This window comes from Halobiforma nitratireducens JCM 10879 (assembly GCF_000337895.1).
GTDB lineage: Archaea > Halobacteriota > Halobacteria > Halobacteriales > Natrialbaceae > Natronobacterium > Natronobacterium nitratireducens.
In genome coordinates this window covers 26583-52530 of record NZ_AOMA01000009.1, presented here as the reverse complement: position 1 = coordinate 52530, position 25948 = coordinate 26583, and the positions used below count along the sequence as shown (strand labels likewise).

The following is a 25948-nucleotide window of genomic DNA, read 5'->3' as shown; positions in this document are numbered from 1 at the left end:
GAGCCGCTCCCGATGCTCCATTGATGTCGCACTCTCAGGGAATGACTCACGGTCACCATTGTAAAACGATGCATATGCATCGGCGGCAGACGTACGTGCGGACTTCGGAACGTCCTCAAAGAGCCGATGGCGGAGAACCGATGCCACCTCGTTGTCCTCTGTGGGCGTAATTGAGCCCTCGGTCCGGTCGGTAATGCTGTTGAACTCTGAGATTGTTTCGGAGACGAGACCTCGGACGTCTTCAGCCCGGTCATGGAAGGCCGTATCTGCGATGCTTAGTACGACTGTCAACTGGTCCGTGTTCTGGGTCGCTGAGAGTAGCGACATCAGGAACGTATTTGTCTGCTTGGCGAGCGTTGAGTCACCGACCTCGACTGCTGCCGTTTGTTCGAGATATGCAGCAATTTCGTCGATGAGAATGAGCGAGGGGTCGGAGTGACGGTCAAACAGGCGTTCGAGCTTTTGGCTCCCTGGAGGGGACTGCTGTTCATCGTTTTCACGGAGGAACTCGTACCCTTCTTGTCCGAATAGCTGATAAGCGAGTTCGCCCCACATCGTTTTGGTTTCCGGTGCGTTTGGGTCGGTATAGTCACATCGCGCACTCGTGGCGTCAACGTGTGTGCCCACGAAGACAGCAGTATTCACGTCAAGTCCGAGCGCCGCTGAGTCACTATAGGCGTCAGCTGTCTCCTCTTCGCCCACGAAATCAGAAAGGTCGGGGACAGCTTCCGGCTGTTCGGCTAAGTGGTATGCAGCGATTTGGTTGTGGGTCTTGCCTCCTCCGAACGATGTGTCAAGGCGGAGCACTCCGTTTGTACCGCTGTACTCGTTATCCTGGTACGAGACAAATCGGGTTGCAAGCCGGCCCAGAAGCTCTTGCAGTCCGTCGGTAGGGTATGTCTTTTCGAAGAACAGTTTCGGGTCAGCGTATACTGCTGGCGCATCGTTCGAGTGTGCGACATCAGCGAGGCTGGCAGCAAACTGGTCCTCAGCGAGTTCTCCAATAAGAACATCTTCTCGCGGCGTACACGCCTCGAACATTGACGGCAATTCTCCTTTACCGGTTGCCGATTCTGGTGACGCGTCACTCATTCGAGTTGACTCATGTATCCAACCTACAATAGCCCGTTGCATGTGCAAAATTAGTTGATGCTTGGTACCCGGATGTGGGCATTAGTAGCCAACCCTGTTCAGAGAAACCTGCAACATCATCTGGTTTTTGGCCCTAATTTCGAAAGCGTGCAACAGGGTATACAAAATAGTGCCTCATACCTCCGCGCCGACTAGAACTGAATAGTCCCTAGACGGTGTCTTGATGAGACGATAAAATCATATACAATGCTATCAGCTCGCCAGCGAAAGCGGTGGGTTCGAAACCTTTACTGTCGACTTTGCCACATTTGTGATGCTTTCCACACAGGTCAACACCGAACCCTACGTGCATTACCTCGTAACGAATTACTTTGAAGAAACCCCCTACAATGAATCCGTCGAGCAGACTCTACCGCTTCAGCCATCATCCGTGTTGCTGGATGGAGAACCCATCTCCATAGGCGACACATCGATGAGACCCTCTTTGACTACCTCGGTATATCGTTTAAAAGCCACTTCGAAGTCATCATATACCTCACGTACGGCCCGCTGCCACATTTGGCCATCTCGTTTCTTGTCAAACTCAACATCAATAGTGATGGCATGACCATCATCGGTGTACGTCAATCCTACCCTGCGCGTTTCACCATAGACAAGCGTCGCACTCGCTGTTTGCGACTCTGATTCGGGAAAGAAGGAGGCATACTGGAGACGTGTCCACCCATAGTCCGAGCCAATAAACTCTGGCGCAATCAACTTCCCATCCTCGATTCGAAGGTCACCACTTCCCCCAACGAATTGGACATTATCGTCGATGATTGGCTCTCCTTCCTTGGAAGGGAGGTCTGGTTCTGGAATAGCAGTCATTGTTCATCACCCGTCTGCAGCCTTGTTTCCACTTTATCAATCGCAGCATCAAGGCTCTCCCACGTACCTAATGCATCAAAACCGTACTCGTGGGATATGCAAGCGCTCCATTCTGATTCATTATCAATACGGAGGTGGAGTTTTGGACTCCGATTGTTGCTACTGAGAACGACCTCTTGAGACTCTATATCAATCTCAGTAACGTATTCTGTCAATTCACGTTCTTTGAGGATGGTTCCAAGTTCAAGATTGACCTCCTCAATCAGCTTTTCTGGATACGTCGGTGTTGCACCCCTCAGCGGGTCCGTTGCAGGGTGGTGCTGTCTAACAACACCAACAGCGCCATAGGCATTTTCGAAATGCCCGAGGATTGTCCGATGAAGTCCTGGAATCTCACGGATAACTATCCAATCTTGACCTACTGTGTGGGCAACGGTGAACAAGACCTCCTCATTGTCTTGTTGGTCTTGTTGAGTACGTCCAATCTCGACATATGCCAACACAGTATTTCCCAGTAGACTTCTTCCATACTCCCTGCCCGCTTCGATAATGAATTCGTCCAGTTCCAATTCGATTATTGCGTCCGCAAGCTCACCGTCGATTTCTGCAACATCAGTAGAGTTTTATTCATCTCATTGCTTATCATTTTATTATATTGATGGGATAGGATTATCTACACTTAAAACACCGGGCCGATTAGTCCGCGACATTTGATATTATACCTGATACGACGGCACACAGTGAACCATGTGGACCGTGTGAAACCCGTGTGAGAAAGCACCGTGTGTCAAACGTTTCAGATGGTTTAAACCGCTGACCGACAAGCCCGTCATGGGGCTATCCATCACTGAGTAACCATCTCCCCTCCTGAATCCGACTGTAATAGTTGACACCTTTGCGGACACACTTTCGGTTCCGATACCTTTTGCACACACCGTCTCGCAAGTGTAAAACCCATAGACACACCTCGTTTCGTCTGTTCTTCACACACCTTCGGATTCGACAGTCTCTGATGAAATCTATCGCATAGGTTATGAGAACGTCTGTCCTGAACGGAACTCGGTCAACTCGTTGATTCTGGACTCCAGCTCCTCGATTTCCTCTCGTAGTTCCTCAGCCTCTGGCTCATCACTTGTTGCCAGACTGTCCTTGAGACCCTGAAGCCGCGTCTCCTTGGTATCCTCGTTGACTTCGGCCTTACGCACGTACTCCTGCTCTTCAATGTCATAAACAGCGGACGCAGGGACTGTCACCACGTCGAGTACCTCGTCAACTTTGCTGCGGTCTACGCTCATGACTCGCTCACGGTCTACACCAGCTTCATCCAGTACTTTGAGGACGGTTTCCTCATCTTTGAGTGAGCGATTTCGCCGCGAAGTCCGTTGTACCGAGCCGTACTGACTGTGGACAGGCTGGTCGTGATGCACACGGTCGAGCAATACATCAGCGACATCTTGCCGCAGATTATTCGAATTCCGCTGAACATCAGAGAGAAGCGTGTAGAGGTTAACGAGCGTCCCTGTTTCGAGTTCCGTTAGTGACTCTACCTCATGCCGTTCAAGAGCGTCAACAAGGAGTAGCGCATCAGCATAGACATCAAGGTCGGGTTCTTTTCGTTCCGTTTTTTCGTCCTCAGCACCCTCGTCAACGAGCTGTGTTGTGGTAGCAGTCTCCGACTCGATAATGGCCCCACGGTCTTCGTTCACCTCGTACCGTGGATGCAGACTCAGCACGGCGGCATAGGGTTCAGCACCCACAGGGAGTTTTCCAAGGTCGTATCCTCCATCTGCCTCGTAGATACGTTGGTAGAGAGTCTCGAACTGGTCTCGCTGGAGTGGTCGTGACTCCCCGTCTGGGAACTCGATGATTATGCGTTGTTCCTGTACATCTGTGAGACGGAACTCCTTGTGGGCATTCGGGGTGACAAGTGTTGCATCTGACGGGAGTTCTTCGCACTCTTCCAGCAGCGTAGACCAACTGACGCTAAATGGCATTAGAAGTATATGGCGGCTATAGAGTCAAAATAGTAGTGCTGAGGCTGGTTCCATCAGATAGTAAGGTCTCCGACTTCCCAATCATCGGGAAGGTCAGTATCAAGGCCCTCCTCGACCACAAGATTTCGAAGACGCTGCTCGACCTCGCCATCCAGTTCGAAGGTGTAATCCAACTCCTCGTGCCAGTCCCAGTAACGAGGCACTGTCGGCCAAAAATCGCTTGCTGCACCCGCAGGCGCATCCAGTAGGTACCGAATTTCGGAAATTTCACCAGCAGGATACTGCATCTTTTCCTGAATTGAATCGTCGTGAATAATTCGCTCTGACACCTCGATAGCGGCGTGTTGGTCGGCGTAAAACGCGTGTTCCAGCATCGGATTCACCACGAAAATATCCTCTGCTGCATGGGCATGGATACGGTCAGCAACGGAGTGGTCGGGATGACCGATTCCCCACCCATACGGATGGAGTCCCTCGTTGATGAAGTCATATCCCTCCCCAACCTCGCTCAGAATCGAGTCGAAGTAGTCGAGAACAGTAACAGGCACAGCATCAATCCCGTCTGCGAGACGCACCCGAATGAGATTACGACTAGCCACGTTCTGGAGTACTGTCGTTACGTGTGGGAACTCATCAGCTGTCTCTGGGTGGTACGCGTTGAGGAACTCTTCGAGCAATTCCCACCCTTCTGCCTGTGTTGTATCGTCCAACACGGTGATGAGTTGGTCTCGATACGTTCGGGTGATTCCTCGGTAGCGGTCAGATTCCTCTGCCTCGTGTGCCGACGCTAACCGTGTCTCGTATGTTGCTACTGCCTGTGTGAGTGCGGTCACATCTCCGTCGCCAGCGGTCGATAACTGTTCGTCAAGCTCTTCCAGCTCAACTGCATCAGGCCGTCGGTCTTTTGGCATTACTTGTCTCTACAGAGCTGTCGGCGTAATATTTGTGCCGCTGGACGACGACGACAGTGTATGACCGATACTTACACGCTTACTGTTAGAATCGATTCGTACGATTTTAACGGCGAATTCTACTTCATCGGTGAAGGGTACGGCACAGGTGAGGAAGTCCTGAAACACGTAGCAACCGACCATATCCTAGCGATGAAGCAACGCCCGCACGTCGCTGAGTACCTCCTCGAAACACTCCAAAGCGGTGAGAACGTGAGTGAATCGGAGTACAGACAGGCAGACCCCGACGTTTCGTGCGGACTTCACTTCGATGTCAATCACCAGCAGTTCCGTTTCTGGGTTGGCGACCATACAGTTGAGATTGGGGGACAGCCGACCAAGAGCGAGCTTCGCTCAATCGCTGAAGAGCTCCCAGCGTAGGTCTCTTGCCGAGTTATCTCTCACCCAGCAAGGACAAGTATCGCACTTGCATAGAGAGATTTGAATGCGCATCTCGTTTGATGACGGCACGCTTCTCCTCAAAGACGCTCCTGATGCTATCCCTTACGCGGAGTGGGATGACCGCGTTGACGAGTATCGAGCACAAGCACACCACTACCGAGAGTTGCTTGAGCTGGCGGAGGACAACGATGATGGGCAGGCAACTCTCTCTGAATCCACAGCGGCTGTAGCATCTATTGAAGATACAGCTCGCAGCTACGCCGACTTCCATTTCACCCCTTCCGTCGCCATTGAGCCACGAGACTACCAGCAGACTGCGTTAGAAGCGTGGAACGACCACGACCGCCGTGGGACCGTCGTACTCCCCACGGGCAGCGGCAAGACCTTTCTCGCTGTGCAAGCCATCGCTGACGCAGGTGTCAGCACGCTCGTTGTCGTCCCCACCATTGACCTCATGAATCAGTGGCACGCCACACTCACGAACGCGTTCGGCGACCAACTCCCCAACGAGGTCGGCGTGCTCGGAGGTGGCAGCCACAATGTGACTGAACTCACGGTGACCACGTATGACAGTGCATACCGCTACATCAACGAGTACGGTGACCAATTCGGCCTGCTCGTCATCGACGAGGTACACCACCTGCCAGCGCCGACCTACCAACAAATACCCGAGATGACTATCGCTCCGTATCGGCTCGGACTCACCGCTACCTACGAGCGTGCTGATGGAGAGCACGAAGTGTTGGAAGAGCTGATTGGCCCTGTCGTCTACGAAGAGAACGTCGATGAGCTCGCAGGCGAGTATCTCAGTGAGTACGAAACCATCCACCTGAAGGTCGAACTCACTCCCGAAGAACGCGAGAAGTACGATGAGGAGTATCAAATTTACCGTGACTACGTGGACAACCACGACTTCGACATCTGGAAAGAAAGAGGCTATCAGGAGTTTCTCAAGCGGTCTTCATACGACCCGCAAGGTCGCCGTGCCCTCGTCGCGAAGCAACGAGCCGAAGAGATTGCCCGTACTGCCGAAAAGAAACTGGATACGCTCGATAATCTGCTGAAGCGCCACCACGATGACCGCACCATCATCTTTACCGCCAACAACGATTTCGCCTACGACATCTCGAAGGAATTCATCGTTCCGTGTATCACCCACCAGACTGAGACAGACGAGCGAACGGAGATTCTAGAGCGTTTCCGCACGGGCGAGTACTCGATGCTGGTTACGTCACAGGTGCTTGACGAGGGTATCGACGTGCCTGCAGCAAACGTCGGTATTATTCTCTCTGGTAGTGCCTCGAAGCGGCAGTACGCACAACGGCTCGGACGGATTCTCCGCCCCACAGATGACCGACAGCCAGCTCGCCTGTACGAAATTATCACTGAAGACACTAAAGAGCAGTACGTTTCCACGCGCCGCCGTCAAGGGGTGAGCAGTAGTGCTGACAGCTGACCTCGCTCGCTCCCGTACGCGAAACGGAACAGTACAACCGCTGTTCATCGACGCGGACGACCAACAGTATCGCGAGACAGCAGCGGAGCTCATTCAGATATTCGAGGACCACCTGGATGAGCCAAAGGGAGAGCTGGAGGAGACGATTGACCAGCTCACCATCGCAGACACGGACTACAAAATCGTCCAAGGACTGGCGAAGCTGCTGAAGGACGAGTGTGAGTTCGAGACCGTTGCCGCTGCTGACCCGAAGGAAATTCGCCAGCGACTCTTTGAGAAGGCCAACGAGACGTATCCAATTGTCCATCAGCCAACGCTCGGAGAGGACACGCAGAAGTTGGAAGTCTACAGCACTGTTGCTGATAAACTGGGTATCTCGCTTGAAGAGTGTTATCGTGGTATGTATGCAGACCTCGAAGACAACAAGCGCCTCGTTCGATTTGGACACCACGTCTCCGATGGGCATGAGGATTCAGCTGAGACCTCAACGACGACGCAATTGACTGGTGACAGCGAAGAGTCCTATGCCGAGGACGCAATCACCGTTGATTGGCTTCTCACGCGATACAATCTCGCGCTCGCACAAGCGGTGCTGTACGATGCGACACGGATGAAGATTCGAGTTTGGGACTCCTTTGGGACTGTGTTTAGCTACGTCAAGCTGTTTGGGCTAATGCACCGCATCTATCCCATCGATGGAGCTGGCAACCGTGTAGCGGATACAGACGCTGCTCATGGGTACGAAGCGATACTTGACGGTCCAGCGTCGCTGTTCTCCCAGTCGCGGAAGTATGGAATTCGGATGGCGAACTTCCTCCCTGCGCTCCCCCTGTGTAACCGTTGGGAGATGGAAGCCGAGATTCTCGACAACGAGGCCACAAGCACTACTCTCACGTTTGAACTTGACCACACCGACGACCTCTCATCCCACTACACTGCACAGGGTGATTTCGACAGCGACGTAGAGCGGACCCTCGCTCAGAAGTGGGAACGAGCAAACACAGACTGGGAACTCGTCCGAGAAGATGACGTACTGGACTTAGGTGCAGAGGTCATGATACCCGATTTCGCCCTCGAACACCCCGATGGCTGCCGAGCAATTCTGGAGGTTGTCGGGTTTTGGACTCCTGAGTACCTCGATGATAAGCTGACGAAGATACGGGAAGCAGATGCTGATAACCTCCTTCTCGCCGTCTCCGAGCGGTTAGATTGCTCATCAGAGGATTTTGAGGGAATGGATGACCGTGTTCTGTGGTTCAAATCGGGCATCCATGTCTATGACCTCGTAGAGATGGCCGATACCCATTCACAACCAATAAATAATAATTCTTAGGACGACTCTTCACTTTCACTATGCCATCCTAGCTCTTTTGCTGGTTGGTGACCAAAATGAGCATGGAACTTGGATTCCCTGTCACACGCTCCAAGTTCCTCCCCGTTTGACACTCATGCCACCATCGCCCTCACAACTAGGTACATGTCCCCTCTGTGGCTCATCAATCAGCAGTGATGCGATTATCCTCAAATACGAAGTAAACGGGGAAGAGCGGCTGTATGCAGAATGCGACGAGTGTAACGAGCCTGTGCATCCGCAGTAGGAGAAGTTATAGCTGAGCTGTTAGTTAACAACTTCTGTGAACGCAACGTTCTCCCGTGCTTCAGTCACGCGGACTGTCACTCGGTCACCAACAGCCGTGTCAGGAACAATTACGACATAGCCGCGCTCAACTTTGGCGATACCATCTCCTTGGTCACCGACATCCTCTATCTCAACCTCTCGAATATCGTCCTCTTTGACAGGCGGTCGCTGGGGTCGGTCGTCTTGTTCGTCACGCTCATTTTGGGTAGGTGACTCGGAAGAAACGATGGCGACTCGGTAGACCTCACCGCTCTGCACGTCACCGACCTCAACCTCACGCTTAGGTACCTCAATTACGTAGGTTCCGTTTCGTTCGGTGACTCGCTCACTGTACAAGCAGAGTAAGTCATCAGAGAGTTCCATCTGCTTCCGTATGGATTACGAGAGAGATGACATAGGTATTTTGTTAACACTATTACGTCTCTTGAACTTCCTCTGTTAGCAGTTCTTGGAGCTTCTCGGTTTTGGAAATCAGATTGTTGGTAGTGTAGACCACCATCATCTTGAGGAGTTGCTTGTTACAGGAATTATCCTCAGCCTCTGCAATTTCACGAAAAAGTTTCATGGTCTCTTCTTCGACTTCGATTTTATTTTTGTTGTCCGACATATGTTCGATTTTCAGAGCATATGTTAAATGTTTTATTGGAGTGGGGCAGAACGCGGAACTTAATCTCTGTATGTCATTAGTAACAAAACTGACTCATGCGGATGTGGGGCCATGGACGACCTCACAGGGTTTCAGCGTGACTTGCTCTACGTCATCGCTGGTGAAGACCGACCATCAGGTCAAGACCTGAAAGACGAGGTTGAGCAGTACTACAGCTCCGAGATTAACCACGGGCGGCTGTACCCAAATCTGGATGCGATTGTCAACAAGGAACTCGTCGAGAAAGGAGAGCTCGACCGCCGTACGAATTATTACAACATCACGAAGAACGGGGAGGAAGTTATCGAAGAGCGGCGTGAGTGGGAACAACAATACATCGACTGATGATTAGGCAGTACGCCTCGTGATGTGATACTCTCGACCTGCAAAGGGCTGACTGTCCTCTGGGTGCAATAAGTCGTCATCGGGGTAGCCAATTGTCTCATAGCGTCCTCGATGTGGACGTGGAACCCAGTGCCGTTTTGATGGCGTTGAGGGGCGGTCTCGGTTAAATACACGGCACATTTCACGAAACGTCGATTCGATACAGCCATACACCCCACCTTCAGCTGGCTTCCAACGAGGCCCCTCATCAGTCAAAACCCACGCGTCACCCCACTGTGCGGACGATACGGGCACACTGGTATCCATGCTTTCGACTTGAATCAGTCCTTCTTCGAAAACAATCTCGTAGTGGTCATGCGGTGAACCGCCAAAAAGATGGATTTCGTCGCACCCTCGATAATCGTCGATACTCCACGGTGACTCCGCAAACTTGGACTGACACGGAATGCCGACGCGGATGTGGTCGGGGATTCGCGACGGGTGAACTGACTTTGGCACCATGACCAACGTCTCGCAATGTGGAGCGACTTCATACGCGAGCGAGAGCGCGTCCTCGAACGTGACGCCATTGTTGATGTCTGGGATTACGGCGAACTCAGGCTGCTCTTCCTTCACTACCTGTAGATAGGGTTCAAACACGTCCTCAACCGAGACCTCCGCCTCTTCCAACCGCTTGAACGGGAAATCCACAAACGCTCTTCTGTAGGAGATTGTTGATACTGCTCAGCTGTCGCTGTGGAATCGAAGAGAGCAAGGACACCGCGTCAGCGGTGTCCGTTNGGCGCAGGTTCGCTGGCGTAACGGTGTTACTTGCCCTCGCTGCCGTTCTGATCTGACGGTCAAGAACAGCAGCTATGGGCACTTTCAGCGCTATCTCTGTAAGAATTGCGACCGCACGTTCAACGACAAGACCGGCACGATCTTTGCCCATTCGAAAGTTGCGCTCAGGAAGTGGCTGTTCTCGATTTACGCGTTTCTCCGATTTAACACGAGTCTTCGCCAACTTCAGCTAGAGATCGACGTTCAGTACAAAACGATCTACAAGCGCGTCGAACGATTCACGAAGGCGCTCGACGCGCCTTCGCTTGACCTTGTCGGACCGGTCGAAATCGACGAAGTCTACGTCTCTGCAGGGATGAAAGGCCGCGAGCGCGACCGACCGTCGCGCTCGCGTGGCCTGTCCACGCGTGGGCGAGGATCGTACGAGCAGGACAAACCGCCTGTGTTCACGATCGTCGATCGTGGAACCAGCGACCGATACGTGATCCCAGCGAAATCAGCCGACGAATCGACGATCCGGCTCCTTCTCTCAAACCGCGGGAAGGAGCCACTGACTGTCTACACCGATGGATTTCGTGCCTACGACCCGTTGGCCGAGGACGACGCATTCGACCGCGAATACGTCGTCCACGGCGACGGTGANGACTGTCTACACCGATGGATTTCGTGCCTACGACCCGTTGGCCGAGGACGACGCATTCGACCGCGAATACGTCGTCCACGGCGACGGTGAATACGCCGACGAAGACGTTCACGTCAATACCTGCGAGAGCCACGGATCGCTGCTGCGACCGTGGCTCTCGCCTCATCGAGGCATCTCAAAAGATAAACTCACACAGTATCTCCGAGCGTTCCAACTTCGACGAAAGTTATTGCGGAAACCAGGGAGAGAAGCGCTCAAACACGCTGTCAAAGCTACGCTGTGAAATCAACAAAGTGCTACACAAGAGCGNAAGTTATTGCGGAAACCAGGGAGAGAAGCGCTCAAACACGCTGTCAAAGCTACGCTGTGAAATCAACAAAGTGCTACACAAGAGCGAAACAGTATCAGACGCGCGAATAGCAGGTCTGCGTCCGGAGTCCCGTCATACCTGACCGCATCCACGGCGTACAGATTGCCCTCGTGTTCGATCGGCTGCCCTTGTTCGAACTCCGGGATTCGCTCGTCGTAGAGTCGAACCGAGCCCGTCTCGACCGCAGTCTGGACGTCGTCGGACGCCTCGTCGCTCGGGATCGCGGCGTGTTCGAGTCCCTCCATTTCCGAAACGTGGCGGAGAGACAGCGTCGTCGTTTCGTCTGACTGGGTCGTTTCGGGAACGTAATACCCTTCGTCGAACTGGACGACGTCGTATCTCGCGTTCTGGCGCTGGTGGACGTCGTGGCCGTCGGATTGTTCCTCCGAGAGGTCCCCGTCGACCTCGAGTTGTCCTCGCTCGAGAACCTCGCGCTCAAGCGCACAGGGTCGCTCGCCGTTGCCTCCACACTGCAGTATCGACTCGGACAAACTGAGCGCCTGTGAGGCCTCGACTTGCGTTTCAATCTCGGCGACTTCGTACGTGACCTCGGTTGCCTCCCCGTACGGATTTTCGGGAGAGAGATACAGGGGGTTCAGCAGTAACGAAATGCCGACTATCAGAAGGGTCGCCGTCAAAACGCTTCGCTTCATCGACACAGAGGATTGATTTCGTTTTCACTAGTACGTTGTGTCATCCATTTCGAACAAGACACGAAACCTCCTACGTACTCAGTCGTCGGCCACAACGGTGTCCGTAAGTGCCTCCGGACTGACCGAGGCGTACCGGACCACGGCGTCGAACTGCTCCAGCGGGAATCGATCGCCGCTCGTGATCCCCCGTGCCTCCTGCTCTTCGAGTTCGGTCGCGACGAAGCGGTTCGCGACCAGCCCAAGCCGTCCCTCACCGTCCTCGAGTTGCTCCTGTGCCTCCTCGAGCAACAGCGCCGCCGTAAAGACGTCGAAGACGTAGTGAGACAGACGCTTTGCCGACAGTTGCGCGTACTCGGCGTCCTCACCGGCGAGCGTCACCAGCGCGGTCTCGAGGTCGCGGAACTCGCTCTCGACCGTCTCCGCGGCGTCCTCGAGAGCAGGATGGGAGACGGACTCGAGTCGCTTCTCGACGGCTTCGCGGAACGGTTCGTGTGCGTCTTCGCGCTCGAGGGCCCGGAGGACGTCCAGCGAGAGGATGTTCTCGGTCCCCTCCCAGATCGGCAACACCTGGGCGTCACGCAGGAGGCGGTTGGTGACGAAGTCGTTCACGTAGCCGTTGCCGCCCTGAATCTCCATCGCGTAGGAAGCCGTGTCGACCGCCATCCGGGCGGTCCGGAGTTTGGCGACGGGGATCAACAGGCGCATGAGGCGGTAGGCGTCCTCGGCGCTTTCGCCCGCTCGTTCGGCGCGCTCGCGTTCCGACAAGAGCCGCGCGGCCTCGAAGACGTATGTCGTCGCGGCCTCGTGGTCGACGGCCATATCGACCAGATCCGCACGCATCAGCGGGTACTGGTCGATCGTCTCGCCGAAGGCCTCGCGGCTGGCGGCGTGTATCTTGCTCTCGAGCAGTGCCCGGCCCATGATGCCACAGGACGCCGCCGCGTTCGACAGCCGCTCGACGTTGAGCATCTCGGTCATCTGCTTGAAGCCGCGTTCCTCCTCACCGACGAGGTGAGCCTTGGCACCGTCGAACTCGACCTCGCCGGTCGGCACCGAGATCGTGCCGAGCTTGTCCTTGAGCCGCCGATAGCGTTGATCGTTGACCGCGTCGGGGACGAGCGGCCCGTCCTCGAGTCGGTCGCCTTTCGTCCACGGCCCTTCCGAGCAGTCGGGATCGGCGTGTGGGACGAGAAACATCGAGAGCCCGTCGGTTCCTCCGGGGGCATCTTCGGTTCGGGCGAGCGCGAGCGTCCCCTCGGCGTCGATGTTCGAGCAGAACCACTTCTCGCCGGTGAGCCGCCAGCAGTCCGCCTCCTCGTCGTATTCGGCGCGGGTCTCGGTGGCCCCCACGTCGCTGCCACCCTGCTTCTCGGTGAGGAACATCCCACCCTCGATCGACCCCTCGTAGTCGCGGCTGGTCAGCGCCTCGTAATACTCGGCGAGGGAGCCGTCGTCGAACTTCTCGAGGACGAGCGCCGCACCGGCGGTCATCGCGACCGGACAGTCGAACCCCGGCTCCGCATACGAGAGGAGATACTGCATCGCGAGGTTGTGGGCAAGCGGCATCGGCTCGTCGCGACCCGGCGGTGTCTCGAAGGCGTCGGCGACGATCCCACGGTCGTAGGCGACCCGTTCGGTCTCGAGCAGTTCGGGGGGATAGCGTACCCGGTTCTGAACCTCGCCGTGTTTGTCGTAGGCCTCGAGTTCGGGCCCGTGGTCGTCGACGTAGTCGGCGTTGTCGGCGACGGTGTGACCGACGATCTCGCCGAATTCGGAGAGTCGCGGCTCGGCCCACTCGAACTCGTCTTCGGCGTAGATGCAGCGGAGTTCCCGCTGGATCGTCCGATCGAGCGTCCAGTAGTTGACGTGGCGTCCCTCCTCGAACGACCCGTAGTCGATGGCGGAACTCATGTCGTGGTACTCCTTCACGAACGTCGATAAAACCGGGGCAAACAAACGGTTCGTCGGTGTTCGATCGTTTCTCCGTGACTCGCTCCGCCGATAGCCCTGTGGGAAACTATCATGGTTGGCGGCGTCGTCGGGACGGCTATGAACGCCGCCGACCGAACGACCGTCGAAGACGTGATGTCGACGCCGTTGGAGACGATCGCGGCCGACGCGACGGTGAGGGAAGCGACCAGCCGAATGCGTGAGAAAGACATCAACGCGCTCGTTGTCCGGACCACGCCACGAGCGATCGTCAGCAGTACCGATGTCCTCGACGCTGTCTCCGACGGGAAAGACCCGATGGAACTCGAGGTTTCGGACGTGATGACGACCGACGTCGAAACCGCCGCGCCGGACCTCTACATGGAGGAGGTCGCCGCGATGATGACCACGTACGGCATCAAACACCTGCCGGTCGTCGACGACGACTACGTCGGAATGGTGTCCTCGACGGACGTTACTGCCCACCTTTCGTAGGACGGCTACCCCCGACGGTCCGGTGACCCTTTCTTCAGGCGCGTCCGTGGAAACACGTAAACCCGTAGCGACGAGGGGACGACGCCGTTGGGCTCGACGTTCGCGTGCGGGTAGACCGCGCCGACGACCGGCACGTCGGGGTCGTAGTTCTCGTTGGTCCAGTAGTCGGCGACCGTGCGGTCGGCCGCCGGGATGTCGACTGCGTCGGCCCGGTACGCCGAGACGTCGACGACGGTGAGTCGGTCGCCGGTCTCGCGATCGACGACGGTATCGCCCGGCTGGATCGTGTGTTCGGCACAGTAGGCCGGTTCGATCGCCTCGTCTTCGTCGACGAACACCGGCGCGTCACAGTCGTGACACTCGAGTGCGATCTCGCCCGGCGGCGGCGTGCGTCCGTCGGTAATTTCGATGGCGACGCGACGGACGTGCTTGCACCGACTGCCGCGGAAGACGTGGTCGGGGCAGGTACAGCGTCCGGCCTCGAGGTCGACGAGGTACGTGCTGTCGCTGGCCGACTCGACCTCGTAGAGGCCGTCGCCCAGCGGGAGCACCGACATCGGCTCGGTGCGGGCCCGGAGCGATCGCCCCTCGAGGCGGTCGACGTCGGGAGACGAGACGGGAAGCGGTGCTTTCGGTGATGCTTTTGTGTTCATGGGTGCATCGGGTTGGTGCAGGCGGTCAGCGCGCTGTTCACGCGCGCTAGGGTCTCGAAGCGTATAACGGGCACGCCGGGTGTTGGACGGACTGTTCGTCCGGAATTCCGACGGATAGCGACCGGCCTCGTTACCCCTCCTCGAGCGAGAAGCGGACGACGGCGAGGTGCTCGTCGGGATCGAGGTCGCGTCTCGCGTCGTCTCCCCACGGTCGCTTTCGGAGCCCGAGCAGCCACGCCAGGAGCCGTCGCTGCTCGACGTAGCTCTCGAGCAGGTCGGTACGCGGCGGGTCGTCGTCGACGACCTCGCCCGTCGCCGGCCGACGGCGGCCCCGAAGCCGGAGCGTACACGCGGTCGGCTCCCGGAAGTTGGTCCACCAGACCGTCTCCGTTTTCGGGGTGAGAACGACGATTGCGGCGTCGCCAGCGGCTTCGACCCGGGCGTACGCGACGGGGATCGTATACCGCGTTCCCGACCGGTGACCCGTATACGCGACTAGCGTGAGCGCGGAACTCGCCAGCCAGTGGAACTGCGAGCACAACAGCCGACACACCAGCGGGTTCGCGACGTGCTCCTCGAAGGTGCGAGTCGACTCGAGTACGCGGTCCGTGAGCGCCACGACCGACGGTTCTCTCGGGACCTTCTAAAGGGAGGGGGACGTTGCATCGGGTATGGGACTGCTGGACGGGCTCCGGTCCGTACTCGGACTCCGCGCCGAAGCCGACGCGAGCCGCGACGCCGACCCCGACGACCTCTTCGGGATGAGTACCGCCTACGTGACGATGGAGGCCGAACTCGGCTACCAGTCGGCCGATGTCGGCGCACTCTGTTTCTCCGGCGTCGACTCACACAGCTTCCGCGAGGCCGTCGACGAAGTCGAAGCCATCCTCGAGGCCGGTCAGACCGAGACCGGCACGGACTTCGACGTCTCCGAAGACGACCACGGCTACCACTGGGTCATCCTCGAGGACGACGACCCCGAGGACCTGATCACCAGCCTGCACTTCGCCGCGGACACGTTCATCGAACACGACTACGGCTCGCGGCTACTTGCTGCCGTCTTCGCGTACGAAAACCGCGATGGCCCGGCCTACTGGATATACTCGTTTCGCCGGGGTGCGTACTACCCCTTCGCGCCACGGTCGGGGCGGGAGCGCGACTCGAGCGCGGAGTTCAAACTCGAGTCGGCCCTGGACGGCGAACTCGAGATCGAACGCGAGAAGGAGTACTGGTATCCGCTATGGCCGAGCGCGAGCGGGACCCATCCCTGGGAGTGACCGGAATCGATCGGTCGGTCCAAATTCTTTTGGAGGGACGTATATTGTGGTGGAGCCGGTAGGAGTAGGTACGGCAGGACGCCGACGCCACATCATCACACTACGATCGCTGCGCCATACACAGCGTTCGATCGGTGCCTGCCGAGTTTTCCCCCTTCCAAGCCCTTTCGATACGTGCCGACAATGCCACGTCGGTGAGGACAACCTTCCTCGAGCGGCGCAGATCCGTTCCATTATACCCATCCGCTGAGTATTCCCCGGCAGTGACCTCCTGGAACCAGCACAAGGGCGACGCCCGCAACGGGGGCGTCCGCCGCGACCTCGAGGGACCGCTCCGGGTCAAGCAGTCGTGGACCGTCGATCTCACCGGCTCCGTCGGCACACCCGTCCTCGACCGCGACACAGTCTACGTCGGCACCGGGCGCGGGAACTGCTACGCACTCGAGCGCGAGACCGGCCGTCGCCGGTGGGTCTTCGAGACGATGAACGCGACGAGCACGACGCCGGTCGTCACGCGAACCCGTGTCTACGTCGGCACCGAGGAGGGAACGATCTACGCGCTCGACCCTGCAACCGGCGACCAGCAGTGGGCCACGGAACTGCCGGGATCGCTCTCGAGTTCGCTTACCGTCGCCGACGGACGGCTGTACGCCGGTCACACGGCGGGCGTCTCCGCGATCGCGCTCGAGGACGGTACGGGGAGCCCGCTGGAGACCGAGAGCGCCGACGACGGGGCCGTCGACGACGGCGATGTCGTCTGGACCTACGAGACCGACGCGCCGGCCGTCGGCTGTCCAGCAGTCGACGACGGCGAGAACGGTGGTGGCGACGGCGAGCGCAGGTTCGGCGAGCGAGAGACGGAACCCGACCCACACTCCAACGTCGACGGGAACCTCGAGACCAGCTTCGACACCGACTTCGACCACGATACCACCCACGACGACGGTCAGCCCGTCGTCTTCGTCGGCACCGAAGACGAAACCGTCCTCGCGCTCGCGGGCGCGACCGGCGAGGAGGAGTGGACCGCGCCCGCGGACGGGGCCGTCGCCGGCGGCCCGACGGTCGCCGACGGGCTGGTCTACGTCCCCGACCAGGGTGGCACGCTGCTGGCGATGGGCGTCGACTCGGGCCAGTCGTGGTTCTCCTACGATATCCGCGACGGGTTCGTCGGCTCGGCGACGGTCCTCCCCGACGACGACACCACGTTCGTCGGGGCCGAGGACGGCTACCTCCACGTCACCGACACCTCCTTCGGCCGCCGGAAGCTGCGGGGGTGGCTGTTCGCGAAGAAGGGCGTCCAGCTAGACGGCCCCCTCCGGGGGAGTCCAGTCGTGGTCGGCGACGTCGTCTGCGTCGGAGACGCGACCGGCTCGCTGTACGGTCTCGACGTCGCCGACGACTGTACCCACCTCTGGCACTACGGCACCGACGCTGCCATCACGGGAACGCCTGCGGTCGGCGATCGGCAACTGTTCGTCGGCAACGAGGACGGCGTGTTTCACTGTCTCACCTGGCGTTCGGACGGCCGACGGCCGTAGCCCGTGGGGCCCTGCGAGGGCTCGTCTTCCTCCCTTACTGTATCGACGAACGCTCGAGTACCCCGATGCTTGCGTGCACTTTCACTTTCACTCCCCTGTTAACGAGGGTTTATGAGGGGTCCGGCACAACGACGGAGTATGCCCGAAGCAGATCTCGAGGAACTCCCCGGTGTCGGACCCGCAACCGCAGACAAACTCCACGATGCAGGCTTCGACTCCTTCCAGAGTCTCGCCGTCGCCTCGCCCTCCGAGCTGTCGAACACGGCCGATGTCGGCGAGTCCACCGCGGCGGACATCGTCAACGCCGCCCGTGACGCCGCCGATGTCGGCGGCTTCGAGACCGGCTCGACCGTACTCGAACGACGGAACGAGATCGGGAAACTGAGCTGGCACATCGACGAGGTCGACGACCTGCTCGGCGGCGGGATCGAGACCCAGTCGATCACCGAAGTGTACGGTGAGTTCGGCTCCGGGAAGTCCCAGGTCACCCACCAGATGGCCGTCAACGTCCAGCTTCCCAAGGAAGTCGGTGGCCTCCACGGCAGTGCGATGTTCATCGACAGCGAGGACACGTTCCGCCCCGAGCGGATCGACGACATGGTCCGTGGCCTGCCCGACGAGGCCATCGAGGCGACACTCGAGGACCGCGATATCGAGGGGTCGGCCGACGACGAGGAGGCGCTCGACGAACTCGTCGATGCCATCCTCGAGAAAATCCACGTCGCGAAGGCGTTCAACTCCAACCACCAGATGCTGCTGGCAGAGAAGGCCCAGGAGCTCGCGAGCGAACACGAAGACTCGGAGTATCCCATCCGCTTGCTCTGTGTCGACTCGCTGACCGCGCACTTCCGCGCCGAGTACGTAGGCCGTGGCGAACTCGCGGATCGCCAGCAGAAGCTCAACAAACACCTCCACGACCTCGACAAGGTCGGGAACCTCTACAACGCCGCCGTCATCGTTACCAACCAGGTCGCCTCGAACCCCGACTCGTTCTTCGGCGACCCGACCCAGCCGATCGGCGGGAACATCCTCGGTCACAAGTCGACGTTCCGTATCTACCTCCGGAAATCGAAGGGCGACAAACGGATCGTCCGCCTGGTTGACGCGCCGAACCTCGCCGACGGCGAGGCGGTCATGCGCGTCCAGGACGAGGGGCTGAAGCCGGAATAACCGTCGGCTGATAGAGATACGAGCGCATACCCCCGCCTTCCCGTGAGTGACGAGTGTTCCGACGCTCTGTCGGAACCGAGGAGCGAACAGGCGGGGGTCGAGCGGACAGCATAGTGTGACAATCCACCGTTCTATTGCAGGACTGGATTTCCCACCGTTTCCACAAGATATTTGTCATTATATGACCATAGTGTGTAGCACGGATGAAGACCACACGGCACGCAACCTACAACCTCAACTACCACATAGTGTGGCTCCCGAAGTCTCGCAGAACCGACGGTTCTGCGGACATCGCGGAACAGGGTTCCGCTCAGTACCGCAACGCGGTACTGACGGGAGAGGTTGCCGACCGTGTGGAATCCATCCTCCACGAAATTGCCGATGAGAAAGGCTTGGACATTCAAAATCTGACTGTTCAGCCCGACCACGTTCACCTGTTCGTCAGTAGCCCGCCCAAACACAGCCCATCACTGCTCGCCAACTGGTTCAAGGGCATTTCCTCACGGAAATATAACCACCGCCACGCCGACCACGACGGCGAGAAAATACGGTGGGCACGCGGCTACTACGCCGGGACAGCCGGGCACGTCTCGAGCGAAACTGTCGAGAACTACATCAACCGGCACAAGGAGGCAGAAGCGTGACCGAACTCACGAAAACGCTCGAACTGAAGCTTATGGACCCAAACGTCCACAAGCGGCAGAAGCTTCGTGAGACACGGAACGCCTACCAGCAGGCACTTCAGGCCGCGTTCGCCGCTGGCTGTGACACACAGTCAGCGGCCAACGACGTGGTTGTCGAGTACGACCTGAGCGGCTACGCCAAAAACGCCCTCAAAAAGTACGTCCCACAACTCTGTGGGAACAGCTACGACGCCGACGAGCTTCACGACGACCACCCGGTGCGGTTCACCAACGAGGGCCTGCAACTCGACCACCAGCCACAGAACGCTGTCGAGTGGTACGTCAAAGTCCCGCACCATGAGGACTACCACCTCTGGATTCCGGCTCGTGCCATTCCCGAACAGCGGGAGTGGCTCGAAGCGTTGTACGCAGACGACGCCGAAATGGGTGAAAGTCGGCTGTTCGAGCGGGACGGAACGTGGTATCTCCACGTCACCGCCACCCGCAACGTGGAGGACAAATATGAGGCGTCCGCCGACGAGCGGACACCGCCAGACGAGTCTGGCGAGCCCTGTCTCGCGGGGCTCGACAGGACGCCGATAGGCGTGGACATCGGAGAAGCGAGTCTCGTCACGGTGTGTCACCGCGACGAGAGCGGTTCTCCGATTCGCCCCCGCCTGTGGGCCGACGACGGCAAAGCCGTTCGTCGGCTCCGTAAAACCTATTTCACCGCCAAGCGACGGCTTCAGCAGCGCGGCAGTGAGCGAATCGCAGAGTCTTACGGTGACGCACTGTGGGACCAGATTGACGATGTGTTCCACCGTGTGACCCGCGAGGTCGTGGACTACGCCGAGTCTGTCGAGAACCCAGTGTTGGTGCTGGAAGACCTGACGTACATCCGCGAGAACATGGACTACGGCGAGTACATGAATCGACGGTTGCACGGATGGGGCTTTGCCAAACTCCACGCACAGATTCGCTACAAAGCCACCGAGAAGGGGATTCCCGTCGAGACGGTGAATCCCCGGAACACCTCGAAGGCGTGCCACGCTTGCGGTGAACACGGCTACCGGCCACGGCAGGCGACGTTCAGATGTTCGAACGACGACTGCTGGCTCGGTGAGTATCAAGCCGATGTGAACGGGGCGATAAACATTGCAGATCGCTACCGTAGTGGAGAGAGTCACCGCCAAAGCGACCGGGCTTCCCGGCAGAAGGCCGGTGACGATGACTCGGCTACGGATGGGGCCTCTTTGACCGGGCCACAAGACAGCCAAGCCGTTAACGAATCGCGGCGCGATTCGTTCGCACACCAGAAATCTCCGATTTCTGGGGACGATGCTGAAAACCAGCAGGTGACGCTTGGAACGTATGCGTCTTGAAACCAACAGGCCGCTTCGCTCGGCCTGAAATCCCGTGGCGGGATTCCTCCGCGTTTACGCGGAGGAGGGGGTCAATCGGGTTCCCACGCTCGGATTCTCGAGCGCTGGAGCGTACTCGTTGTACCCGTTACACTCGTCACACTCGTCGTGGCAGTACGGACGCGAGAACGTGAAACCGCGTGTATCGAGATCGGAGGGGACGGATCGGAAACCGGACGCCCGAACTCAGTCCTCGGTCGTCGTCTTGTCGACGTCGAGTTCGCCCCGGTAGATTTCCGCGCCGTCCTGGGCGACTTTCTCCGCGAGGACGGCACACTTGACGCGCATCGGGGAGATGTCGACACCGAGCATGTCGACGATGTCGTCGCGGTCCATCTCGAGCAACTCGTCGACGGTTTTCCCTCGAAGCTCCGTCGAGAGCATGCTCGCGGAGGCCTGGCTGATCGCACAGCCGTCGCCGGAGAACGCGACTTGCTCGATGGTCGCCTCGGCTTCGTCGTCTTCACGGTCCGCGAGTTTGACGTCCATCCGAATCTCGTCGCCACACATCGGATTCTCGCCGACGTGTGTAAACGTGGGATCCTCGAGTTCCCCGTAGTTGCGGGGGTTCTTGTAGTGATCGAGGATCTGCTGTCGGTACATGTCCGAGCCCAGTCCCATTGGTACGTGCGAATAGACCGGTGAATTGTAAAAGGGTTCCGGGGTGGCGGTTAGCAGGATACCGAAATCGGTTACGGGTGGGGGTGGTGAGGAGAGCTACGGCGGGTGGTGACGAATCGAGTCACGAGGATCGGTTACGACGACGGAGAACGGAAGGACGGTTGCATTTCGGGTGTGTCGAACGGTTGGTGGTCGATACTGCTACGTCGACCCCTGGTCGATCGGGGGGTTGAGGTAGCAGGCGTCTACGATGACGAGTACGCCGATAGCCGCGGCGACGATCAACGCCTGCGACACCGACACGCTCGCCACGGTGGCGACGACCAGTGCAACCGCGAAGGCAGCCGGCACGATCCAGAGGAGGAAGTCGTACCGGTCGGCCGTGGCGAGAACGTCGACCAGGGCCTCGAACGGCTCCCGTTCGGGACGGCCGATCGTTTTCTCGTGCATGTGTTCTCACCTCGGCGATGACGTATAGGGACGGCGAAGCCAAAAACCCACCGCCAGTTTGTTGTTGTTCAACACGGCTGTCGTCACCGGTCGCCGCGAATCTCCGCGTCGAACTGGGTGACGTACTCCCGGACGAACGACGCGCGGGCGTCGGCGAGTTCCCGGCCGACGTCGGTGTACATCCGGTCGGGGAGATCGAGGAGCTTCTCGTGGATGTGGTCGTACTGACTACCACCGTCGTCGGCTTCGATCGGCGACGAGCCGTCGTCCGGAACCACGTCCAGGCCGTGGATCGGCGACCCCACCTCGCCGCCGTAGGAGAACACGCGAGCGATTCCGACGGCTCCGAGCGCGTCGAGATTGTCGGCATCCGAGAGCAGTTTCGCCTCGAGCGTCCCCGGTTCGGGGGCGGCCGAGTAGCGGTGGGCGTCGACGCAGTGGCGAACGCGGTCCACGACGGTCGGCTCGGCCTCGAGTTCCTCGAGGATTCGTTCGGCCTCGCGGGCACCCCACGTCGAGTGGTCGTCGATTTCGCCGCGGTCCTCTTTCGCGCGGCCGATGTCGTGCAACAGGACGGCGAGTGTCAGGACCCGTTCGTCGACCTCGAGCGGGGAGGCACCAACAGAACGACGGTGGCGATCGACGAGCGTCTCCGCGAGGGCTTCGACCCGGCGGACGTGTCGCCAGTCGTGAGCCGGCTGCGCGTCGGCGAAGTACGGGCGGGCACGGCGTCTGACTGCGTCGAGCATGAGGGCGTGTTTCGCCGACCGTCAAATAAGCGACCCGCTCGCCACGTCGGGCCCGGCTCGGTCGTCCCGTCTCTCGCACGGTCGCTGCTCTCCTACGGATTGCTGTAACTGTTTCCCGCCGAGCGTCGACCCCGTTCCGGCGATCGGCGGGAACTGACTACAGTCAACCGTCTCAATCACTCATCGACGTCGAATCCTCGGGTCCACGGGACTCCCCGTCGCGGTTCCGCTGTTGCTCGAGTGTTCGACAGCCGTGGATCAGTTGCTCGGGAATCGCGCTGACGTTTGCATACAGCGACTCGAGGACTACCGCGACCTCCTCGAACCGCGGCCCGCGGTAGGCGCGAAACGGGCTCCGATCCCAGCGGACGTAGCCGTCGCTCTCGAGTAGCGGGAGATGTGTATGGGACAGAGTGACCCGGAACGACTCACGATCGATCGAACGGCGGGGGTTCTCCGCAGCGCCCGGCAGCGAAACCGATTCCTCGTCGCGGGCGTCCATGAGCGCATCGACGAGTTGTCGTCGCGGTTCGGCGGCGAGGGCGGTGAACGCTCGGTCCCAGCGGCGAACGACTCGTTCGGCGTCCCGCTTTCGATCGAGAGACATACACAACCATGGGAGAAATACCATAATAAATATTGGTGTGAATAAACACCGGCGAACGGTCGGGTAGCCCGTCGACCGTCTCCCCAGTCGTTCCTCCCAGAATCCGTTCGCAGAAATCGTCGACAGGACGGCAGCTCAGGGTTCGAAACCGACGGTTACGCGAACAGCTGCCGGGCGTCCTCCAGCGCTGCGACCAGTTCGTCGACCTCCTCGCGAGTGTTGTAGACGTAAAACGACGCTCGAGTGGAGGCCGGAACCCCGAGCTTGTCGTGCAGCGGCTGGGTACAGTGGTCGCCGGCCCGCACCGCGATCGTGTGGTCGTTCATAATCGAGGTCAGATCGTGAGCGTGGACTCCTTCGAGGTTGAAGCTGACCAGCCCGCCGCGGTCGGAGCCGGCCTCGGGGCCGTAGATCTCGACGTCGTCTTCGGCTTCGAGACGATCGTAGGCGTAAGCCGCGAGTGCTTCCTCGTGAGTACGAACCCGATCCATGCCGATCTCCTCGAGCCAGTCGACGGCCGCGTGGAGGCCGACGGCTTCCGCGATCGGGGGCGTTCCGGGTTCGAACTTCCAGGGAAGGTCGCCCCAGGTCGACTCCTCGAAGGTGACCTTGCGGATCATTCCGCCGCCGTAGAGGTATGGCTCCATCTCCTCGAGCAGTTCTCGCTTGCCATAGAGCACGCCGATCCCGGTCGGGCCGGCCATCTTGTGCCCCGAGAAGGCATAGAAGTCGGCATCGATCGCGTCGACGTCGACGGGGCGGTTGGGGACGGCTTGGGCACCGTCGAGGAACGAGAACGCATCGTGTTCGTGGGCGATCTCGGTCAGTTCGGCGGCTGGATTGACGGTACCGAGCGTGTTCGAGACGTGGACCGCCGAGACGATCTCGGTGTCGTCGGTGATCAGTTCACGGGCGTGATCCATGTCGAGCCGTCCCGTCTCGTCGACCTGGATGTACTTCACGTCGGCACCGGTCCGCTTGCCGATCTGCTGCCAGGTGACCAGCGAGGCGTGGTGTTCCATCTCCGTGAGGACGATCTCGTCGCCAGGCTCGAGCTCGTTTAATCCCCACGAGTAGGCGACCAGGTTCTCGGCTTCGGTGGTGTTTTTGGTGAAGACGATCTCCTCGCGACCGTCGGCGTTGATGAACTCGGCGACACGGTCGTGGGCCTCCTCGTAGGCGATCGACGCCTCCTGGCTGAGATGGTGGATGCCGCGGTGAACGTTGGCGTTGTACTCGCGGTAGTAGTCGCTCATCGCGTTGACGACCGGGTCGGGCGTCTGGGTCGTCGCCGCGTTGTCGAGGTAGACGACCTGCTGGCCGTCGAACTCCCGTTGCAGGATGGGGAACTGCTGGCGGATCGCCTCGACGTCGAGCGACTCGAGGTCCTGGGAACTCATTACGTGAGTAGCAGGGACCGCACACAAAACACTCCTTCGGTTCCGCCAGCTTTCGTCGCCGTCGCGGACGGACGGCGGGGCAACGCGGGGACGAACGGGGGCGGCCCCGAAACCGTTCGTGGTTTCGGTTCCGGGGCGACTCGAACACGAAACGCCTCGGGCGGGCAGACGAAGTCACCAGCCCGTCATGCCGACACCTCGAGGATACGTGCGTCGCAGGCCTCACACGTGATCGCGTACACCTGATGGGAGCGACAGCAGGACTCGACGGTCTCTTCGTCGAGCGAAATCGGTCCCTCACAGTCCGGGTCCGGACATCGTTCGACGAAGGCCCGAAGCCCGCTTGCCAGCTGGCTCCGGTTCTCGAGTGCGAGCCGGTCCCAGTGTGGGAGTTGGTCCTCGAGCACTCGAATCCCGGCCAGGTCGGCGAGCGCGGCAGTGCCGGACTCCCAGCGGGCGGCCGGTCGCCCATTGACGTGGGCGGTGGCACCGTCTTCGACGGCCTCGAACTCGAGTGACTCGGGGTCGACCTCGAGAAACGCCGCTAATTGTCGTTCGTGGTCCTCGTCTCGAACCGCCTCGAGTTCCGCTCGCCAGGCCGTTCGAACGTCTTCGGTGAGACAGAGGTCGTCTTCGGCTTCGGCTTGGGTTTGGGCTTGGGCTTCGTCGTCGGCCTCGGCCTCGCGTTCGTCGCAGGGGACGACGATCCCGTGCTCGCGGAACTGTCGTTCTGGATCGACGTGGTCTGGGACGGTGACATCGTCGGGCGTCGACTCGGCCGGCGTCTCGAGTGTCGTCCCGTCGGGCCCCGAAGCCGGCGCTTTGTCGAACTTTGCGAGGAGCCAGTCCGGGAAGTATCGCTTCGTCAGCGTCGGCGTTCCTGGTACCAGATACCCTCGGAAGTAGATCGCAGCGAGCGCGACCGCGAGCACCGCCGGCGCAGCGGGCAACGAGACGATCGCCACCGCGGCCGCGAGGACGACCGCGATCACGATGTTGACCGTCGTACAGGGGATACAGCGGTTCTCTCCCGTGTACTCGGGCTGTCGCAACCGCTCGAGGAGGCTCGGTTCGGTCGATCGATCCGTCCGTTCAGAGGACATATCCAGTGGCAACAGGGCAGTCGACAAAAAGGTATGGTTCGTGACGTGTTCGATGCCGACGACGTGACCGGCCGC

At 59.2% G+C, this 25948-nt stretch carries 29 protein-coding genes and 1 pseudogene; 12 read left to right on the top strand and 18 right to left on the bottom strand.

Annotated elements, in window-relative coordinates; genetic code table 11:
* From C446_RS01450 to C446_RS01430, 5 genes are all read right to left on the bottom strand, one after another.
* Positions 1 to 1092, bottom strand: a 1092-nt coding sequence (locus C446_RS01450; protein ID WP_152419335.1) for a DUF499 domain-containing protein, incomplete at its 3' end; no start/stop codon positions are given.
* Between the two features lie 417 nt (positions 1093 to 1509).
* Positions 1510 to 1959, bottom strand: coding sequence for a hypothetical protein (locus tag C446_RS01445; protein ID WP_006671268.1), 450 nt, complete (start codon positions 1957 to 1959; stop codon positions 1510 to 1512).
* Entirely contained in the window at positions 1956 to 2528 is a 573-nt protein-coding gene (locus tag C446_RS18390; protein WP_152419334.1) for a hypothetical protein, read from the bottom strand. Before C446_RS18390 ends, C446_RS01445 begins: the two co-directional genes overlap by 4 nt.
* A gap of 462 nt (positions 2529 to 2990) precedes the next feature.
* On the bottom strand, positions 2991 to 3953 hold the full coding sequence (locus C446_RS01435) for a hypothetical protein (protein ID WP_006671266.1): 963 nt from the start codon (positions 3951 to 3953) through the stop codon (positions 2991 to 2993).
* A gap of 53 nt (positions 3954 to 4006) precedes the next feature.
* On the bottom strand, positions 4007 to 4864 hold the full coding sequence (locus C446_RS01430; protein WP_006671265.1) for a hypothetical protein: 858 nt from the start codon (positions 4862 to 4864) through the stop codon (positions 4007 to 4009).
* 60 nt (positions 4865 to 4924) lie between these two features.
* Between C446_RS01430 and C446_RS01425 the strand changes: the two genes are divergently transcribed.
* The 4 genes from C446_RS01425 (at position 4925) to C446_RS20745 (ending at position 8359) form a co-directional block, all read left to right on the top strand.
* Complete coding sequence (locus tag C446_RS01425) at positions 4925 to 5284, top strand: hypothetical protein (protein WP_006671264.1); 360 nt, start codon at positions 4925 to 4927, stop codon at positions 5282 to 5284.
* Positions 5285 to 5348: 64 nt separating this feature from the next.
* A complete protein-coding gene (locus C446_RS01420) occupies positions 5349 to 6761 on the top strand; it encodes a DEAD/DEAH box helicase (RefSeq protein ID WP_006671263.1) in 1413 nt (470 codons plus the stop codon).
* Positions 6748 to 8094, top strand: a complete 1347-nt coding sequence (locus C446_RS01415; protein WP_006671262.1) for a DUF790 family protein — start codon at positions 6748 to 6750, stop codon at positions 8092 to 8094. The genes C446_RS01420 and C446_RS01415 overlap by 14 nt, the downstream gene beginning before the upstream one ends.
* Before the next feature lie 115 nt (positions 8095 to 8209).
* Positions 8210 to 8359: a DUF7837 family putative zinc-binding protein gene (locus C446_RS20745; RefSeq protein WP_455349889.1), complete on the top strand. Its 150-nt coding sequence runs from the start codon at positions 8210 to 8212 to the stop codon at positions 8357 to 8359.
* Between the two features lie 20 nt (positions 8360 to 8379).
* On the opposite strand, the gene C446_RS01410 is transcribed toward C446_RS20745, so the two are convergent.
* Both C446_RS01410 and C446_RS01405 read right to left on the bottom strand, forming a co-directional pair.
* Complete coding sequence (locus C446_RS01410; RefSeq protein WP_006671261.1) at positions 8380 to 8763, bottom strand: TRAM domain-containing protein; 384 nt, start codon at positions 8761 to 8763, stop codon at positions 8380 to 8382.
* A gap of 52 nt (positions 8764 to 8815) precedes the next feature.
* Positions 8816 to 9007 carry a hypothetical protein gene (locus C446_RS01405; RefSeq protein ID WP_006671260.1) on the bottom strand — a complete coding sequence of 64 codons (192 nt, stop codon included), beginning with the start codon at positions 9005 to 9007 and terminating at the stop codon, positions 8816 to 8818.
* Between the two features lie 111 nt (positions 9008 to 9118).
* Between C446_RS01405 and C446_RS01400 the strand changes: the two genes are divergently transcribed.
* A complete protein-coding gene (locus C446_RS01400; RefSeq protein WP_006671259.1) occupies positions 9119 to 9391 on the top strand; it encodes a PadR family transcriptional regulator in 273 nt (90 codons plus the stop codon).
* Positions 9392 to 9394: 3 nt separating this feature from the next.
* On the opposite strand, the gene C446_RS18385 is transcribed toward C446_RS01400, so the two are convergent.
* The gene (locus tag C446_RS18385) at positions 9395 to 10081 is read right to left on the bottom strand and encodes a DUF6610 family protein (protein WP_152419333.1); all 687 of its coding nucleotides are present in this window, start codon (positions 10079 to 10081) and stop codon (positions 9395 to 9397) included.
* Between the two features lie 43 nt (positions 10082 to 10124).
* Here C446_RS18385 and C446_RS01395 point away from each other — a divergent pair.
* A pseudogene (locus C446_RS01395) lies at positions 10125 to 11097 on the top strand (IS1595 family transposase).
* An 89-nt stretch (positions 11098 to 11186) separates the two neighbouring features.
* On the opposite strand, the gene C446_RS01390 reads toward C446_RS01395, so the two are convergent.
* Together C446_RS01390 and C446_RS01385 are read right to left on the bottom strand one after the other, a co-directional pair.
* On the bottom strand, positions 11187 to 11837 hold the full coding sequence (locus C446_RS01390; protein ID WP_006671257.1) for a hypothetical protein: 651 nt from the start codon (positions 11835 to 11837) through the stop codon (positions 11187 to 11189).
* A gap of 78 nt (positions 11838 to 11915) precedes the next feature.
* On the bottom strand, positions 11916 to 13748 hold the full coding sequence (locus C446_RS01385) for an acyl-CoA dehydrogenase family protein (protein WP_006671256.1): 1833 nt from the start codon (positions 13746 to 13748) through the stop codon (positions 11916 to 11918).
* Positions 13749 to 13886: 138 nt separating this feature from the next.
* On the opposite strand from C446_RS01385, the gene C446_RS01380 reads away from it, so the two are divergent.
* Positions 13887 to 14261, top strand: coding sequence for a CBS domain-containing protein (locus C446_RS01380; RefSeq protein WP_049919962.1), 375 nt, complete (start codon positions 13887 to 13889; stop codon positions 14259 to 14261).
* A 5-nt stretch (positions 14262 to 14266) separates the two neighbouring features.
* On the opposite strand, the gene C446_RS01375 is transcribed toward C446_RS01380, so the two are convergent.
* Positions 14267 to 14914: an SWIM zinc finger family protein gene (locus C446_RS01375; protein WP_006671254.1), complete on the bottom strand. Its 648-nt coding sequence runs from the start codon at positions 14912 to 14914 to the stop codon at positions 14267 to 14269.
* Positions 14915 to 15044: 130 nt separating this feature from the next.
* Positions 15045 to 15533, bottom strand: a complete 489-nt coding sequence (locus tag C446_RS01370) for a hypothetical protein (protein WP_006671253.1) — start codon at positions 15531 to 15533, stop codon at positions 15045 to 15047.
* A 52-nt stretch (positions 15534 to 15585) separates the two neighbouring features.
* Between C446_RS01370 and pspAB the strand changes: the two genes are divergently transcribed.
* The 5 genes from pspAB (at position 15586) to C446_RS01345 (ending at position 20904) form a co-directional block, all read left to right on the top strand.
* A complete protein-coding gene (gene pspAB / locus C446_RS01365) occupies positions 15586 to 16191 on the top strand; it encodes a PspA-associated protein PspAB (RefSeq protein WP_006671252.1) in 606 nt (201 codons plus the stop codon).
* Between the two features lie 263 nt (positions 16192 to 16454).
* Positions 16455 to 17729 (top strand): outer membrane protein assembly factor BamB family protein, encoded by a 1275-nt coding sequence (locus C446_RS01360; protein ID WP_006671251.1) that lies wholly within the window; start codon positions 16455 to 16457, stop codon positions 17727 to 17729.
* Positions 17730 to 17867: 138 nt separating this feature from the next.
* Complete coding sequence (radA, locus tag C446_RS01355; protein WP_006671250.1) at positions 17868 to 18899, top strand: DNA repair and recombination protein RadA; 1032 nt, start codon at positions 17868 to 17870, stop codon at positions 18897 to 18899.
* Between the two features lie 203 nt (positions 18900 to 19102).
* The gene (gene tnpA / locus C446_RS01350; protein WP_006671249.1) at positions 19103 to 19543 is read left to right on the top strand and encodes an IS200/IS605 family transposase; all 441 of its coding nucleotides are present in this window, start codon (positions 19103 to 19105) and stop codon (positions 19541 to 19543) included.
* Positions 19540 to 20904: an RNA-guided endonuclease InsQ/TnpB family protein gene (locus C446_RS01345; RefSeq protein ID WP_006671248.1), complete on the top strand. Its 1365-nt coding sequence runs from the start codon at positions 19540 to 19542 to the stop codon at positions 20902 to 20904. Before tnpA ends, C446_RS01345 begins: the two co-directional genes overlap by 4 nt.
* Before the next feature lie 225 nt (positions 20905 to 21129).
* On the opposite strand, the gene sufU is transcribed toward C446_RS01345, so the two are convergent.
* From sufU to C446_RS01315, 6 genes are all read right to left on the bottom strand, one after another.
* Positions 21130 to 21564, bottom strand: a complete 435-nt coding sequence (sufU, locus tag C446_RS01340; RefSeq protein ID WP_006671247.1) for a Fe-S cluster assembly sulfur transfer protein SufU — start codon at positions 21562 to 21564, stop codon at positions 21130 to 21132.
* A 201-nt stretch (positions 21565 to 21765) separates the two neighbouring features.
* Positions 21766 to 22014 (bottom strand): hypothetical protein, encoded by a 249-nt coding sequence (locus tag C446_RS01335; protein ID WP_006671246.1) that lies wholly within the window; start codon positions 22012 to 22014, stop codon positions 21766 to 21768.
* Between the two features lie 83 nt (positions 22015 to 22097).
* On the bottom strand, positions 22098 to 22763 hold the full coding sequence (locus tag C446_RS01330) for an HD domain-containing protein (RefSeq protein WP_006671245.1): 666 nt from the start codon (positions 22761 to 22763) through the stop codon (positions 22098 to 22100).
* Between the two features lie 172 nt (positions 22764 to 22935).
* Positions 22936 to 23370: a hypothetical protein gene (locus C446_RS01325; protein ID WP_006671244.1), complete on the bottom strand. Its 435-nt coding sequence runs from the start codon at positions 23368 to 23370 to the stop codon at positions 22936 to 22938.
* Positions 23371 to 23525: 155 nt separating this feature from the next.
* A complete protein-coding gene (locus tag C446_RS01320) occupies positions 23526 to 24770 on the bottom strand; it encodes an aminotransferase class V-fold PLP-dependent enzyme (RefSeq protein WP_006671243.1) in 1245 nt (414 codons plus the stop codon).
* A gap of 185 nt (positions 24771 to 24955) precedes the next feature.
* Positions 24956 to 25873 carry a hypothetical protein gene (locus tag C446_RS01315; protein ID WP_006671242.1) on the bottom strand — a complete coding sequence of 306 codons (918 nt, stop codon included), beginning with the start codon at positions 25871 to 25873 and terminating at the stop codon, positions 24956 to 24958.
* Positions 25874 to 25948 lie beyond the last annotated feature (75 nt).

Excerpts from the sequence above, each read along its gene's own strand:
- C446_RS01405 (WP_006671260.1), bottom strand. The coding sequence starts at position 9,007 with ATGTCGGACAACAAAAATAAAATCGAAGTCGAAGAAGAGACCATGAAA.
- C446_RS01410 (WP_006671261.1), bottom strand. The coding sequence starts at position 8,763 with ATGGAACTCTCTGATGACTTACTCTGCTTGTACAGTGAGCGAGTCACC.
- C446_RS01435 (WP_006671266.1), bottom strand. The coding sequence starts at position 3,953 with ATGCCATTTAGCGTCAGTTGGTCTACGCTGCTGGAAGAGTGCGAAGAA.
- C446_RS01335 (WP_006671246.1), bottom strand. The coding sequence starts at position 22,014 with ATGCACGAGAAAACGATCGGCCGTCCCGAACGGGAGCCGTTCGAGGCC.
- C446_RS01315 (WP_006671242.1), bottom strand. The coding sequence starts at position 25,873 with ATGTCCTCTGAACGGACGGATCGATCGACCGAACCGAGCCTCCTCGAG.
- pspAB (WP_006671252.1), top strand. The coding sequence starts at position 15,586 with ATGGGACTGCTGGACGGGCTCCGGTCCGTACTCGGACTCCGCGCCGAA.
- C446_RS01375 (WP_006671254.1), bottom strand. The coding sequence starts at position 14,914 with ATGAACACAAAAGCATCACCGAAAGCACCGCTTCCCGTCTCGTCTCCC.
- tnpA (WP_006671249.1), top strand. The coding sequence starts at position 19,103 with ATGAAGACCACACGGCACGCAACCTACAACCTCAACTACCACATAGTG.
- C446_RS20745 (WP_455349889.1), top strand. The coding sequence starts at position 8,210 with ATGCCACCATCGCCCTCACAACTAGGTACATGTCCCCTCTGTGGCTCA.
- C446_RS01380 (WP_049919962.1), top strand. The coding sequence starts at position 13,887 with ATGAACGCCGCCGACCGAACGACCGTCGAAGACGTGATGTCGACGCCG.
- C446_RS01330 (WP_006671245.1), bottom strand. The coding sequence starts at position 22,763 with ATGCTCGACGCAGTCAGACGCCGTGCCCGCCCGTACTTCGCCGACGCG.
- C446_RS01420 (WP_006671263.1), top strand. The coding sequence starts at position 5,349 with ATGCGCATCTCGTTTGATGACGGCACGCTTCTCCTCAAAGACGCTCCT.
- sufU (WP_006671247.1), bottom strand. The coding sequence starts at position 21,564 with ATGGGACTGGGCTCGGACATGTACCGACAGCAGATCCTCGATCACTAC.
- C446_RS01320 (WP_006671243.1), bottom strand. The coding sequence starts at position 24,770 with ATGAGTTCCCAGGACCTCGAGTCGCTCGACGTCGAGGCGATCCGCCAG.
- C446_RS01430 (WP_006671265.1), bottom strand. The coding sequence starts at position 4,864 with ATGCCAAAAGACCGACGGCCTGATGCAGTTGAGCTGGAAGAGCTTGAC.
- C446_RS01390 (WP_006671257.1), bottom strand. The coding sequence starts at position 11,837 with ATGAAGCGAAGCGTTTTGACGGCGACCCTTCTGATAGTCGGCATTTCG.
- C446_RS01425 (WP_006671264.1), top strand. The coding sequence starts at position 4,925 with ATGACCGATACTTACACGCTTACTGTTAGAATCGATTCGTACGATTTT.
- C446_RS01445 (WP_006671268.1), bottom strand. The coding sequence starts at position 1,959 with ATGACTGCTATTCCAGAACCAGACCTCCCTTCCAAGGAAGGAGAGCCA.
- C446_RS01400 (WP_006671259.1), top strand. The coding sequence starts at position 9,119 with ATGGACGACCTCACAGGGTTTCAGCGTGACTTGCTCTACGTCATCGCT.
- C446_RS01385 (WP_006671256.1), bottom strand. The coding sequence starts at position 13,748 with ATGAGTTCCGCCATCGACTACGGGTCGTTCGAGGAGGGACGCCACGTC.
- radA (WP_006671250.1), top strand. The coding sequence starts at position 17,868 with ATGCCCGAAGCAGATCTCGAGGAACTCCCCGGTGTCGGACCCGCAACC.
- C446_RS01325 (WP_006671244.1), bottom strand. The coding sequence starts at position 23,370 with ATGTCTCTCGATCGAAAGCGGGACGCCGAACGAGTCGTTCGCCGCTGG.